Genomic DNA, 13453 nt, shown 5'->3' on the forward strand with positions numbered 1-13453 from the left:
GCGCCCTGGACTGGCTGAACGGGGAGGCGTTCACCGCCTTCGACCAGCACATCAAGTGGTCCGACATGATCGGCAACGTGATCGGTCTGATCGCCCTCGCGCTCGGCTGGCGTCGCTCGATATGGACCTGGCCCACCCAGTTCCTGTCCGGCCTCATCCTCTTCGCCGCGTTCGCCCCCCACCTGACGGGCAGCGCCGGCAAGCAGGTCGTCGTCATGGCCGTCGCGGCCTGGGGCTACTGGCAGTGGACCCGCGGCCAGGGACGGGCCCAGGACGGCTCGATCGCCATCCGCTTCGCCACCTGGGGCGAGCGCGGCGTCATGCTCGCGGGCGCTGCCCTCGGCACCGTCGCGGTGGCCCTGCTCTTCACCGCCTACCCCACCCTGTCGTGGGACCCGTGGCCGGACGCGTACATCTTCGTCGGCACGCTCGTCGCGATGTACGCCCAGGCGCGCGGCATGGTCGAGTTCTGGTTCGCCTGGCTGCTCGTCGACCTCGTCGGCGTACCGCTCAACTTCGCCAACGGCTACGCCTTCTCCGGTTTCGTCTACGTGATCTACGGCGCGCTCGTCCTGTGGGGCATGCGCGACTGGTGGCTGCGCTCCCGCCGCAGCGCCGAGCCCTCCCTGGAAGGAGCACCGGCATGACCGCGCTGCCCACCTGGTACCCCGAGGACAGCGGCGACAACGCCGAGGACTTCGCCCTCGACCCCGTCGAGCAGGCCATCCGTGACATCGCCGCCGGCCGGCCCGTCGTCGTCGTCGACGACGAGGACCGCGAGAACGAGGGCGACCTCGTCATCGCCGCCGAGAAGGCCACCCCCGAGATCGTCGCCTTCATGATGAGCGAGTGCCGCGGACTGATCTGCGCGCCCATGGAGAGCGACGAGCTGGAGCGGCTGCAGCTGCCGCAGATGGTCGAGCACAACACCGAGTCGATGAGCACGGCCTTCACCGTCTCCGTCGACGCGGCCCCCCGGTACGGCGTGACCACCGGCATCTCCGCCGCCGACCGGGCCACCACTCTCCAGCTGCTGGCGAACGGCAGCGCCGAGCCGTCCGACTTCGTGCGCCCCGGCCATGTCTTCCCGCTGCGGGCCAAGCCGGGCGGCGTGCTCGTACGGAACGGTCACACCGAGGCCGCCGTCGACCTCGCCCGGCTCGCGGGTCTGCGACCTGCCGGCGCGATCGTCGAGATCGCCGGCGAGGACGGCGTCATGCTGCGGCTGCCCGAGTTGATCCCGTTCGCGCGCAAGCACGGGCTTACGATCATCTCCATCGAAGACCTGATCGCGTACCGCCGCAGCTCCGAGCCCACCGTCCGCCGCGAGGCCGAGGTCAACCTGCCCACGGCGCACGGCGCGTTCACCGCGTACGGCTACCGCTCCACCGTCGACGGCGTCGAGCACGTCGCGCTCGTCCACGGCGACATCGGCGACGGCGACGACGTCCTGGTCAGGGTCCACTCCGAGTGCCTGACCGGCGACATCTTCCACTCGCTGCGCTGCGACTGCGGACCCCAGTTGCATGCCTCGATGGAGCGCATCACCGAGGCCGGCCGCGGCGTGGTCGTCTATCTCCGCGGCCACGAGGGCCGCGGCATCGGCCTGCTGTCCAAGCTGCGGGCGTACGAGCTCCAGGAGCGCGGCCGCGACACGCTGGACGCCAACCTCGAACTCGGCCTGCCCGCCGACGCCCGGGACTACGCCGCGGGGGCGCAGATCCTCGTCGACCTCGGCGTACGCAGCCTGCGGCTGATGACCAACAACCCCGACAAGATCACCGCTCTGGTGCGGCACGGCCTGAACGTCGAGGGCCGCGAGCCGATGCCGGTGCAGGCGGGCGAACACAATCTTCGGTACCTGCGGACCAAGCGGGACCGGATGGGGCACGACCTGCCCTGGCTGGACGCCGCCACCGCGTCCACGTGCAGCAACCAGTAGGACCGGTAAGGCCCGCAAAAGCGGCCGGACCAGCAAGACAGCACGAACAGTAAGACAGCACGAACAGGAATTCGAGGAGACACGTGAGCGGCAAGGGCGCACCCGAACTGTCCGTACGCAACTGCGGAGACCTCCGCGTGGCCGTCATCGCGGCCCAGTGGCACGAGAAGATCATGGACGGCCTCGTCGACGGCGCCCTGCGCGCGCTGCACGACCTCGGCATCGACGAGCCGACCCTGCTGCGGGTCCCCGGCAGCTTCGAGCTCCCGGTCGTCGCCAAGGTGCTGGCGGGCCGCGGCTACGACGCGATCGTCGCGCTCGGCGTCGTCATCCGTGGCGGCACGCCCCACTTCGAGTACGTGTGCCAGGGCGTCACCCAGGGCCTCACCCAGGTCTCGATCGACACGGGCGTTCCCGTCGGCTTCGGCGTACTCACCTGCGACACGGAGGAGCAAGCCCTCGACCGGGCCGGCCTCGAGGGCTCCAACGAGGACAAGGGACACGAGGCGGTCACTGCCGCCGTCGCCACCGCCGCCATCCTGCGCTCAGTATCTGAACCCTGGCGCTGAGGAGGGCCCACTTCCGCGTAGGGTGGGACCACCATGTCCAAGAAGACGTTCGAGGAGCTCTTCGCCGAGCTCCAGCACAAGGCCGCCAACGGCGATCCCGCCACCTCCCGCACCGCCGAACTGGTGGACAAGGGCGTCCATGCCATCGGCAAGAAGGTCGTCGAGGAGGCCGCAGAGGTCTGGATGGCCGCCGAGTACGAGGGCAAGGAAGCCGCGGCCGAGGAGATCTCCCAGCTGCTGTACCACGTCCAGGTGATGATGGTCGCCCGGGGGATCTCCTTGGACGACGTCTACGCCCATCTCTGAGCACACTGCTCGGACAGGCCCACCCTCACCTTCGCCCTCACCCCCTCACCCGATTCCCGAGCAAAGGAAGCCCACCTCATGCTGCGCATCGCCGTCCCCAACAAGGGTTCACTCTCCGGACCTGCGGGGGAGATGCTCCATGAGGCGGGCTACCTCCAGCGCAAGGACTCCAAGGAGCTCGTGCTGGTCGACCCGGAGAACGAGGTCGAGTTCTTCTACCTGCGCCCCCGCGACATCGCGATCTATGTCAGCTCGGGCCGCCTCGACATCGGCATCACCGGCCGTGACCTGCTCCTCGACTCCGGCGCCAACGCCGAGGAGATCCTCCAGCTCGGCTTCGCCCGCTCCACGTTCCGCTACGCGACGAAGCCCGGCACCGCGTCGGGAGTCGAGGACTTCGGCGGGCTGACGATCGCCACCTCGTACGAGGGCATCGTCGCCAAGCACCTCGCCGACAACGGCATCGACGCGTCCGTCGTCCACCTCGACGGCGCCGTCGAGACCGCGATCGAACTCGGCGTCGCCCAGGTCATCGCCGACGTCGTGGAGACCGGCACCAGCCTGCGCAACGCCGGCCTCGGCGTCATCGGAGAGCCGATCCTCACCTCCGAGGCCGTCGTCATCCGCCGCACCGGCGCGAAGGCCGACGACCCCAAGGTCCAGCAGTTCCTGCGCCGCCTCCAGGGCGTCCTCGTGGCCCGCAGCTACGTGATGATGGACTACGACTGCCGGGTCGAGAACCTGGAGCAGGCCGTCGCCCTCACGCCGGGCCTTGAATCGCCGACCGTCTCCCCGCTGCACAACGAGGGCTGGGTCGCCGTCCGCGCGATGGTCCCGGCCAAGGAGGCGCAGCGGATCATGGACGATCTGTACGAGCTGGGCGCCCGGGCGATCCTGACCACGGCGATCCACGCCTGCCGCCTCTGAAGGCGGCCCGATTCATGTCTGTGGAACAAGTGGAACAGGAACTCCCCGCCCTCCCCGTGACCTTCAGGCCGACCCGCACCCGGGTCGTCCTGCTGTCCGTCGGGACGGTGATGTTCGCCGTGATCACCGCCGTCGCCTTCGCGCTGGAGAAGCTCACCGCGGGCGAGCGCATCAGCTTCGTCCTCACCGCGCTGCTCTTCTTCGGCGTACTGGCCCTGCTCAGCCGCCCCAAGGTCGTCGCCGACGACCAGGGCGTCACCGTGGTCAACCTGACCCGCAGCCGCCGACTCGAGTGGCCGGAGATCCTCCGTGTCAACCTCCGTCCGGGTGACCCCTGGGTCTTCCTCGATCTGAGTGACGGAACCAGCCTCCCCGCCCTCGGTATTCAGCCGGGAATCGCACGTGAGCACGCCGTCCGGGACGCACGGTCCCTGCGCGCACTCGCGGAAACCCGCGGCACCGGCACCGACAACCGCTGAGCCCCTGCCCAGTGGGGCAGGGTCGTGACTACTCTTGAAGCGGAGGCGCCGAGTGCGCCTCCGCCTCACACCCGCGTGGCCAACGGTGGCCCGTGAGGCACCTGCGACCCGAGGAGTGACTCCCTCCAGCAATGGACGGATCGTCCGGTAGTACCTGCGCCGCCCCCTCCCGCGAGGCGGCGGCATGATCATCCCGCTACTGCTGCTCTGCGCGGCCTTCCTTCTCATCCTCGCGAACGGCTTCTTCGTGGCCGCCGAGTTCGGCCTCGTCACCGTGGAGCGCGCGGACGCCGAGCGCGCCGCCGCCGAGGGTGACCGCCGCGCCAGGAGCGTCGTACGAGCCCTGCGCGAGCTGTCGTTCCAGCTGTCCGGCACACAGCTCGGCATCACCATCACCTCCCTCGTCGTCGGCATGCTCGCCCAGCCCGCGCTCGCACAGCTGCTCGACGGACCGCTCACGGCGGTCGGGATACCCGACGGGGTCGTCCCCGGCGTCGCGGTGGTGATCGGCATGCTGCTCGCGTCCGCCGTCCAGATGGTGGTCGGCGAGCTCGTCCCCAAGAACTGGGCGGTGTCACGGCCGCTGCAGGTCGCCCGTTTCGTGGCCGGCCCGCAGCACCGCTTCGCCACCGCCTTCCGGCCCGTGATCGCGCTGCTCAACGCCGTCGCCAACCGCCTGGTGCGGGCCCTCGGCGTGGAGCCCGCCGAGGAGCTGGCGTCCGCCCGTACCCCCGGCGAACTGGTCTCCCTGGCCCGCCACTCGGCCCGCGCCGGTGCGCTGGAGCAGGACACTGCGGATCTGTTCGTACGCACCCTGTCGCTGGGCCATCTCACCGCCCAGCACGTGATGACCCCCCGCGTGAAGATGAGCGCCCTCCAGTCCGACGCGACCGCGGCGGACGTCCTCAACCTCACCCGCGCCACCGGTCTCTCGCGCTTCCCGGTCTACCGGGACCGCATCGACGAGATCGTCGGCATGGTCCATCTGAAGGACGCGCTGGCCGTCCAGGCGCACCAGCGGCAGCGCACCCCGGTCGGCCGCGTCTCGGTCGCCCCGCTGCTGGTGCCCGAGACTCTTCCGGTGCGGCAGCTGCTGGAGCGGCTGCGCAGCGAGCAGCCGATCGCCGTCGTCGTCGACGAGTACGGCGGCACGGCCGGAGTCGTCACCCTGGAGGACATCGTCGAGGAGCTCGTCGGCGAGGTCCGTGACGAGCACGACGCCGAGGGGGACGGGCGGCCCGAGCTGGCCCCGGTCGCGCCCGAGGACGGCAATCCGGCGTGGGAGGCCGACGGCAGCTGCCGGGTCCTCACCCTGCGGCGGATAGGCCTCGACGTGCCCGACGGTCCCTACGAGACCGTCGCCGGGCTGGTCGCCGATCTGCTGGGCAGGATCCCGGCCCCTGGCGACAGGGCGGAGCTGCCCGGCTGGCGGCTGTCCGTGCGCCAGGTGGACCGGTACCGGGCGGAGCGCGTCAAACTGGTGCGCACCTCCGACGTCCCGGCCATGGCGGAGGGCGCCCGATGAGCCTCCTCCAACTGCTGTTCGCGCTGTTGCTCGTGCTCGCGAACGGCTTCTTCGTCGGCGCCGAGTTCGCCCTCGTGTCCGTACGGCGCAGCCAGATCGAGCCCCTCGCCGCAGCAGGGTCCTCGCGGGCCCGTCAGGTGCTGCACGGCCTGGAGAACCTGCCGCAGATGATGGCCGCCGCGCAGTTCGGCATCACCGTCTGTTCGCTGACGCTCGGCGCGGTGGCCGAGCCGACCGTGGCCCATCTCCTGGAACCGGTCTTCCACGCCGTCCACGTCCCCGAGGCGCTGATCCATCCGCTCGGCTACGTCGTCGCCCTCGCCGTCGTCGTCTTCCTCCATCTCGTCATCGGCGAGATGCTGCCGAAGAACCTGGCCATGGCCGCTCCGGAGAAGACCGCGCTCTGGCTCAGCCCGGGGCTGGTCGGTTTCGCCCGGCTGTGCCGCCCGGTGACGGCGGGGCTCGGGGCGTGCGCCCGGCTGGTGCTGAAGCTGTTCCGGGTCGAGCCGAAGGACGAGGTCGAGGCGGCCTTCACCAGTGACCAGCTGGGCCAGCTGGTCGAGGACGCCGGCCAGGCGGGTCTCCTCGACCCGGAGGAGCAGGAGCGGCTCGAGGACGCGCTGGAGCTGGGCAGCCGCCCGGTGACGGACGTCCTCATCGCCCGCTCGGACCTCGTGACCGTGCCGCCGTCGGTGACGCCCCGCCAGATCGAGGAGCTGACGGTACGCACGGGCTACTCCCGGTTCCCGGTGCGCGGCGAGGGCAACGGGCCGTTCATGGGCTACCTCCACGTCAAGGACGTCCTCGACCTGGAGGACGGCGAGCGGGCCGTACCGCAGCACATCTGGCGGCCGATGGCCACGCTGCGGGCCGAGCTGCCGCTGGACGACGCCCTGACGGTGATGCGCCGCGCGGCGACGCATCTGGCGCAGGTCGCCGACGCGTCGGGGCGGGTGCTGGGGCTTGTCGCCCTGGAGGACGTGCTGGAGATGCTGGTCGGCGAGGTCCGTGACCCCGCCCACCGGGCCGTCCTGCCGGTCCCCTCCGCCCCCCCGGCGGACGCGGAACGGGCGCTGGCCGGCTGAGCGCGGGGGCGGGGCGCGGGTTTCCTCTTCCCCACCCCGCCCCTTCCCGAACCGGGACGCTGCCCCAGTCCCCGTTGCAGGGGGCTCCGCCCCCGAACCCCCGCGCCTCGGACTCCCCCTGTGCCCAGCCCCGCCTGGGGGACGGCGCTCGGCCTCGATCCTCCCGGCGGGCCTCCGAAGCAGCCGGCACCGGCCACCCACCCACCCAGCCTGTCCGGCGTTGAGGACGGACACTCCGGCTCACCGCGCGGGGGCGGTACGCCGTGCCCCCCGGGGCCGGGAGGCCAGAGGCCGGGCGGCGCGTCACGTCGGTGGCGGGTCCTGCGGGCCGCGGTCCGCAGGGCCGCGGCCCGAGAGGACCTCGCCGTAGGCCTGCATCAGATCGGGCAGCCGCAGCGTCGCCAGGTCCTCGCGGGTCGGGGTACCGGAATACCCCGAGAGCCGCAGGTCCCGGTATGCGCAGCTCTTCTCGTACAGGGTGCGCAGAAAGCGGCCGTTGCCGAGCTCGTCGATCCACCCCTGGTCCACCACATGGCCGCTGATCGAGCGCAGCTCGTCCAGGGCCTCCTCGTCCCACAGATCGCCGTTGGCCGCGGCGAGCACCTCGCCGATCGCGGTGAGCTCCAAGGGGCGGTACGAGGGGAAGTCGACCCGGGTCGTGAAGCGCGACGACAGGCCGGGGTTGGCCGCGAGGAGCCGGTCCATGCCCTCCGGGTATCCGGCCAGGATGACCACGAGGTGGTCGCGGTTGTCCTCGGCACGCTTCAGCAGCACCTGCAGCGCCTCGTCGCCGTACGCGTCGCCCTTGCTGTACCCCGAGTTGGAGAGGGAGTACGCCTCGTCCACGAAGAGCACCCCGCCGAGCGCGGAGTCGATCAGCTCGTTCGCCTTCACCGCCGTCTGGCCGAGGAACTCACCGACCAGGTCGGACCGCTGCGCCTCCACCAGATGGTCCCCGCCCAGCAGCCCGAGGGCGTAGAAGACCCGGCCGAGGATGCGCGCCACGGTCGTCTTGCCGGTGCCGGAGGGACCGGAGAAGACGAAGTGGCGCTTCGGGGGCTGCACCGGCAGCCCCTGGCCCGCCCGCAGCCGCGCCATGTTCAGCTGCGCGGACAGCGCCTTCACCTGCCGCTTCACCGGCTCCAGGCCCACCATCCGCTCCAGCTCCGCCAGCGCGTCGGCGAGGAGCACCGGGTCGGTGGGGCTCGCGGGGAACTGGGGCGGGGCCGGCTGGGACGGTACGGCCGCCTTCTCCCGTACGCCGTCGGCGGGCACGGCGGAGCCGAACTGCGCCTGCGGGTCGGCGCCGAACCGCGGCTCGGACACGAGCGGCGGCTCGGCCTCGGACTGCGCGTCCACCGCGTCCTGCCCCAGGCCGGCGCCCGCCAGTGACACCGCGGCGAGCCCGGCCGGCTCGTCGACCCCGTCGATCCCGTCGTACTCGGTGATCGCCGCGAGCCGCGCCGAGGTGTCCATGAACGCCGGGTCGACCCGGTGCACCGCCCGGTACAGCGGCAGCGCCGCGGCACTGCGCCCGGTCCCCTCATGGGCGCGCGCCAGCCAGTAGCGCAGCTCCTTGCGCTGCGGCTGCTCGCTGCGGCAGCGCATCAGCGCCGCGGACAGCAACGGCTCGGCCTGCCCGTACATCTCCAGGCGGACCCGCGCCATGCCCCCGAAGAGCCCCGCCTCGATGCCGAGCAGCGGATCGTTCACGAGCGGCTCGGTGTGCCGCACGAGCTGCTCCCAGTCCTTGACCAGGTAGGCCCGGCAGGCGTGCAGGAAGCGCACCTGCGGGTCGGTGTCGACGGGCGGCAGCCCGGCGAGCGCCCGGTCGAGCTCCGGTACATGGCGGCCGTCGAGCCAGTGCGAGGCATGGGCGAGCAGCAGGTCGCGCGGGCTTTCCAGGACCGGCTGCACCCACCAGCCCAGCCAGTACCAGGAGTTCAGCGTGCGTCGGTGCCGGGCCCGCTGCTCGCCGAAGCGCTCCCTGTTGCGGTACATCCGCAGCAGCGCGGTCGTCGTGTCCACGCGCAGCGCATGCAGACCGAGCCAGCCGTCCGCCATTCCGGGGTCGAGCCGCACCGCGGTCCTGAATTCCTCCTCCGCCTGCGGATAGGCGCCCATGGTGTAGGCGTCCACACCGCGCACCCAGGCGAGGTCGGCCGGGGCCAGCGCGCCCTGCGTGCCGATGTCCATCGGGTCCCCCACTACCGTGCCCCCGTGCCATCCCGCCGGGCGGGCGCCCGTCGGAGCGTGCTGAACCACCTTCTCGCGGACGGGAATTGACCGCACCGAAGGGCATCGTACCTGCGCAGGGGCGGGTGATTAAGGGTGGCGCGAGCGTCCCGCAGATCGTGACCCAGGGTGAGCACCGGGTGGGCGGAGGGCGCCGGGGGATGGGAGCGAGGGCAGAACGAAGCCCCCGATCACGGGGGAACAACCGGGGGCCTCGCGTCCGGGCGGCTTCGGAAAGCCGCACATTGAGAACGTAAGACCTGTATGGGCCTTGGGTCAAGCGGAGTTGGGGCACTCGGCGGGGCGGATTTCCGACTGCTCAGTACGGAGGTCGGGGCCGGTCACGTTCCGTGAGGAAGTGACTCGCTCCCGCTGTCGCACGAGGTCCCGGACACCACTCGTACCCCTCGGGCCACTCCCGTACCAGGGTGTCCGCGAAGGGCCGCGAGGGATCCTCGGCGAAGTGGCGTGTCTCCGCCTCGATCCACCCGTCCCAGAACCCGGAGAGCGTGGGACCGTCGCGGTGCCGCCCGCGCACCCAGGACTCCCGCGGGCCCCGGTCCATCCAGAGCAGCCGGGCGAGATGCGGCCGCAGCGCACGGCGGCCCGACCCCACGCCCTCGACGAGGACGACCGGCTCGGCGGGCAGCGGACGGGGCGCGCCGAAGCGGCGCAGGTTCCAGTCGTACGGCTCGTAGAGCGCGCTCTCGCCCCGCGACAGCGGCCCGATCACCTGGTCGAGCAACCGGCCGGTCCACTCGAACAGTTCGCCGTGCGTGGCGATGTCGTCGAGATGGAGTACGGGAGCGCCGCCGAGGGCGTCGGCGAGCAGGGCCGTGAAGGTGCTCTTCCCCGAGCCGGCGTGCCCGTCCACCGCGATCAGCCGGACCTGGCCGCAGGACGGCGACAGGGCGCGGAGTCCGGCGGCGGCGCGGCCGGGATCGAGGAGGGCGGCGGGGCTCATAGGGGTCACCCTAAGGGGCCCTTGGGCCGGACGGCCGAGCGCCGCCGCAGGTCACTCCACTGGTCGAGACCAATATTGGGCGCGCGGCACGACGCGAATCGCTGGCAGAAGCCGTACCGGAACCGCAATAGTTGCCGGGAGTTGTCCCCGTGTCACGACGTGTGCGCGCCGTCCGGCGCGCCCCGAGCGCCCCATCGCGCCTGCGGGCGCCGCGAGACTGCCGCGCCCCGAGACGGAGGTCCCATGACCAGACCCGCTTCGCGCAGAACCGTTCTGACCGCCGCACTCGCCGCCGCGGCCGGAGCGGCCCCGGTGGCCCAGGCCGCACCGACGGCCGCCGCCACCGGACAGGCCCGGGCCTCGGCCACGGCTGCGGCAGGCCCGCTCGTCGACAACCGCTTCTGGACCTCGTACCCCGACTGGCGGCAGGGCGCGCCGGCCGGCACCCGCGCCCTCGCCGGGCTCCGGCCCGCCCTCGTCATCGCGACCCCCGCGGGCCGCATCGACTACGCGGACCCGCACACCGGGAGGACCGCTGCCTGGGAGTACGCCACCTGGACCTCGCCCGTGCACCGCCCAGCGGTGCCCGCGACCGAGGTCATCGCCTCCTGGAACGCCCGCACCCCGGCCGGCACCTGGCTGCAGGTGGAGCTGTCGGGTACGTACTCGGACGGCACCGCGACCCCCTGGTTCGTCATGGGCCGCTGGGCCTCGGGCGACGGCGGCAGCGACATCCGCCGAACCTCCGTCGACGACCAGACCGACGGCAGAAGCACCATCTGGACCGACACCTTCTCCGTGGACGACCCGGCGAGCGGGCTGCGGCTCGTCTCGTACCGGCTGCGCCTCACCCTGTACCGCGCCCCGGGCACGGACCTCACCCCCACGGTGTGGCGCGTCGGGGCCATGGCGTCCGACATTCCGGACCGCTTCACCGTGCCCGCGTCCACGCCCGCGCTCGCGCGCGAGCTGGCGGTGCCCCGGTACTCGCAGAACACGCACGTCGGCCAGTACCCCGAGTACGACAACGGCGGCGAGGCCTGGTGCAGCCCCACCTCCTCGCAGATGATCATCGAATACTGGGGGCGGAAGCCGACCGCCGACGACCTCGCCTGGGTCAACCCCGACTTCGCGGACCCCCAGGTCTGCCACGCGGCCCGGCACACCTACGACCACCAGTACGCGGGCTGCGGAAACTGGCCCTTCAACGCCGCCTACGCGGCCACCTACCGGGACATGAACGCCGTGGTGACCCGGCTCCGGTCGCTCGGCGAGCTCGAGAACGTCGTCCGGGCCGGCATCCCGGCCATAACGTCGCAGTCCTTCCTCAAGGGGGAACTGACCGGCGCCGGGTACGGCACCTCGGGCCATCTGATGACCGTCATCGGCTTCACCGCCGACGGCGACGTGATCGCGAACGACCCGGCCTCACCGAGCAACGCCGCCGTACGCCGGGTCTACCGGCGCCGCGAGTGGGAGAACATCTGGCTGCGTACCAAGCGGTACAACGCCAGCGGGAAAGTGGTGTCCGGCACAGGCGGCGTCTGCTACCTCTACTGGCCCGAGCACCCGACGGCCGCCCAGCGCAAGGCTCTTGCCGCCCTCGGCATCCGCTGACGCGGGCGCTCCCCGCCCGCGGGTGGTGACCGGTGTCACTGCCCGCGGGCCCTGCGCCTGGCATTGTGGACCGGTATGTCAGCGGGGGGACGTCCATGACCACGACGACAACCGAGCGAGCAGCCATGACCGCGACCAGCGCCACCGCCACCCGGGCCCGCACCGGAGGCCCCAAGGACGACGGCCCCAAGATCCTCGAACACATCCTGGGCTGGACCCTCGTGGTCGTCTTCGCGATGCTCGTCACCCAGGCCGGACTGCTGTGACAGCCGGACTGCTGTGACAGAGGGGGCGAGGAACCGACCCGCTCCCCGCCCCCTCCGGTCCGAGACCCCGCTCAGCTGATCGACCTGATCAGCTCTCCGTTCGCGGTGTCACCGCTGAGCTCCCAGAAGAACGTGCCTCCCAGGCCCTGCTGGTTCTTGTACGTCATCTTCCCGGCGATGGTCGCCGGCGTGTCGTAGCTCCACCACTGCGTCCCGCAGTGTGCGTACGCCGTCCCCGCGACCGTGCCGTTGGCCGGGCACTTGGCCTTGAGCACCTTGTAGTCGTCGATGCCCTGCTCGTACGTGCCCGGGGCCGGCCCCGTCGCCGTGCCGCCCGGCGCGCTCCGGGTCACACCGGTCCAGCCGCGCCCGTAGAAGCCGATGCCCAGCAGCAGCTTGCCCGGCGGGATCCCGAGGCCCTTGAGCTTCGTGATCGCCGCGTCCGTGGTGAAGCCCTGCTGCGGGATGCCGGTGTACGAGGTGAGGGGGGAGTGCGGTGCGGTCGGGCCCTGGGCGGCCCAGGCGCCGAAGAAGTCGTACGTCATCGGGTTGTACCAGTCGACGTACTGGGCGGCGCCCGCATAGTCCGTGGTGTCGATCTTGCCCCCGCTGCTCGCGTCGGCCGTGATGGCCGCGGTGACGAGGTTCGACGTGCCGAACTTCGCCCGGAGCGCCGACATCAGCTTCGTGAAGGCGTCACGGCCGCTGGTGTCGCAGGACAGCCCGCAGGCGTTGGGGTACTCCCAGTCGATGTCGATGCCGTCGAAGACGTCCGCCCAGCGCGGGTCCTCGACGAGGCTGTAGCAGGAGTCGGCGAAGGCCGCCGGGTTCTTGGCCGCCTCCGTGAAACCGCCTGACCAGGTCCAGCCGCCGAAGGACCAGACGACCTTGAGGTTCGGGTGCAGTTTCTTCAGCTTGCGCAACTGGTTGAAGCTGCCGCGCAGCGGCTGGTCCCAGGTGTCGGCGACGCCGTCCACGGACTGGTCGGCGGTGTACGCCTTCTCGTGGTCCGCGAAGGAGTCACCGATCACGCATGTGCCGCCAGTGACGTCGCCGAAGGCGTAGTTGATGTGGGTGAGCTTGTTCGCCGAGCCGGAGGCCTCGATGTTCTTGACGTGGTAATTGCGTCCGTAGACACCCCAGTTGGTGAAGTAGCCGACCACCTTGGAGCCGGCCATGGGTATGGCGGCCGTCTTCGCGGTCGCCGCGGTCGTGCGTGCGGTGCCGGCGGTTTCGCCCGCCGTGGCGGTGCCCGCGGCGCCGAGCAGGCCCGCGGCCAGCACGGCCGTACAGGCAGCGGTGATCAGCGCCCGCAGGCGTGTGTGTGGGGGTGGGGATCCGAGCATCGTGTGTCTCCTCGTGGGGGAGGGAGAGCGTGTGGGGGACGGTGCTTCGGCGGACATGGCATGAACGGGTCATGCCTCCAGAGGGACGGTAGAAGGACTAGAAGATCACTGAAAATCTTGCGTGTGGGGCTGTCCGGCGGTGGGCCGGGCAGCCCCTTGCCTTATGCGTGTGCCGTTGCGAGCGTCCAGGTG

13 protein-coding genes are annotated in these 13453 nt (G+C 71.4%); 10 read left to right on the forward strand and 3 right to left on the reverse strand.

Annotated elements, in window-relative coordinates; translation table 11 throughout:
* The first annotated feature begins 5 nt into the window (after positions 1 to 5).
* The 8 genes from ACFV9O_RS17520 to ACFV9O_RS17555 all read left to right on the forward strand — a co-directional run bounded on the left by ACFV9O_RS17520 (position 6) and on the right by ACFV9O_RS17555 (position 6833).
* Complete coding sequence (locus ACFV9O_RS17520) at positions 6 to 647, forward strand: nicotinamide riboside transporter PnuC (protein ID WP_385418486.1); 642 nt, start codon at positions 6 to 8, stop codon at positions 645 to 647.
* Complete coding sequence (locus tag ACFV9O_RS17525; RefSeq protein ID WP_385418452.1) at positions 644 to 1942, forward strand: bifunctional 3,4-dihydroxy-2-butanone-4-phosphate synthase/GTP cyclohydrolase II; 1299 nt, start codon at positions 644 to 646, stop codon at positions 1940 to 1942. Before ACFV9O_RS17520 ends, ACFV9O_RS17525 begins: the two co-directional genes overlap by 4 nt.
* An 83-nt stretch (positions 1943 to 2025) precedes the next feature.
* The gene (ribH, locus tag ACFV9O_RS17530; protein ID WP_385418455.1) at positions 2026 to 2511 is read left to right on the forward strand and encodes a 6,7-dimethyl-8-ribityllumazine synthase; all 486 of its coding nucleotides are present in this window, start codon (positions 2026 to 2028) and stop codon (positions 2509 to 2511) included.
* A 33-nt stretch (positions 2512 to 2544) separates the two neighbouring features.
* Positions 2545 to 2817, forward strand: a complete 273-nt coding sequence (locus ACFV9O_RS17535) for a phosphoribosyl-ATP diphosphatase (protein ID WP_093658196.1) — start codon at positions 2545 to 2547, stop codon at positions 2815 to 2817.
* A 78-nt stretch (positions 2818 to 2895) separates the two neighbouring features.
* Complete coding sequence (gene hisG / locus ACFV9O_RS17540; protein WP_385418458.1) at positions 2896 to 3744, forward strand: ATP phosphoribosyltransferase; 849 nt, start codon at positions 2896 to 2898, stop codon at positions 3742 to 3744.
* Positions 3745 to 3758: 14 nt separating this feature from the next.
* Positions 3759 to 4223, forward strand: a complete 465-nt coding sequence (locus tag ACFV9O_RS17545; protein WP_385418461.1) for a PH domain-containing protein — start codon at positions 3759 to 3761, stop codon at positions 4221 to 4223.
* 184 nt (positions 4224 to 4407) lie between these two features.
* Complete coding sequence (locus ACFV9O_RS17550; RefSeq protein WP_385418464.1) at positions 4408 to 5748, forward strand: hemolysin family protein; 1341 nt, start codon at positions 4408 to 4410, stop codon at positions 5746 to 5748.
* Positions 5745 to 6833 (forward strand): hemolysin family protein, encoded by a 1089-nt coding sequence (locus ACFV9O_RS17555; RefSeq protein WP_385418467.1) that lies wholly within the window; start codon positions 5745 to 5747, stop codon positions 6831 to 6833. Before ACFV9O_RS17550 ends, ACFV9O_RS17555 begins: the two co-directional genes overlap by 4 nt.
* Before the next feature lie 303 nt (positions 6834 to 7136).
* On the opposite strand, the gene ACFV9O_RS17560 is transcribed toward ACFV9O_RS17555, so the two are convergent.
* Both ACFV9O_RS17560 and ACFV9O_RS17565 read right to left on the reverse strand, forming a co-directional pair.
* Positions 7137 to 9029, reverse strand: a complete 1893-nt coding sequence (locus tag ACFV9O_RS17560) for an AAA family ATPase (protein ID WP_385418470.1) — start codon at positions 9027 to 9029, stop codon at positions 7137 to 7139.
* A 358-nt stretch (positions 9030 to 9387) separates the two neighbouring features.
* Positions 9388 to 10032 carry a uridine kinase gene (locus ACFV9O_RS17565; protein ID WP_385418472.1) on the reverse strand — a complete coding sequence of 215 codons (645 nt, stop codon included), beginning with the start codon at positions 10030 to 10032 and terminating at the stop codon, positions 9388 to 9390.
* Between the two features lie 243 nt (positions 10033 to 10275).
* On the opposite strand from ACFV9O_RS17565, the gene ACFV9O_RS17570 reads away from it, so the two are divergent.
* Both ACFV9O_RS17570 and ACFV9O_RS17575 read left to right on the forward strand, forming a co-directional pair.
* Positions 10276 to 11649, forward strand: coding sequence for a C39 family peptidase (locus ACFV9O_RS17570; protein ID WP_385418475.1), 1374 nt, complete (start codon positions 10276 to 10278; stop codon positions 11647 to 11649).
* A gap of 95 nt (positions 11650 to 11744) precedes the next feature.
* Positions 11745 to 11915, forward strand: a complete 171-nt coding sequence (locus ACFV9O_RS17575; protein WP_385418478.1) for an SCO1431 family membrane protein — start codon at positions 11745 to 11747, stop codon at positions 11913 to 11915.
* 71 nt (positions 11916 to 11986) lie between these two features.
* On the opposite strand, the gene ACFV9O_RS17580 is transcribed toward ACFV9O_RS17575, so the two are convergent.
* Positions 11987 to 13261, reverse strand: coding sequence for a glycoside hydrolase family 18 protein (locus tag ACFV9O_RS17580; protein WP_385418481.1), 1275 nt, complete (start codon positions 13259 to 13261; stop codon positions 11987 to 11989).
* Positions 13262 to 13453 lie beyond the last annotated feature (192 nt).

Source organism: Streptomyces sp. NPDC059909 (genome assembly GCF_042730885.1).
GTDB lineage: Bacteria > Actinomycetota > Actinomycetes > Streptomycetales > Streptomycetaceae > Streptomyces.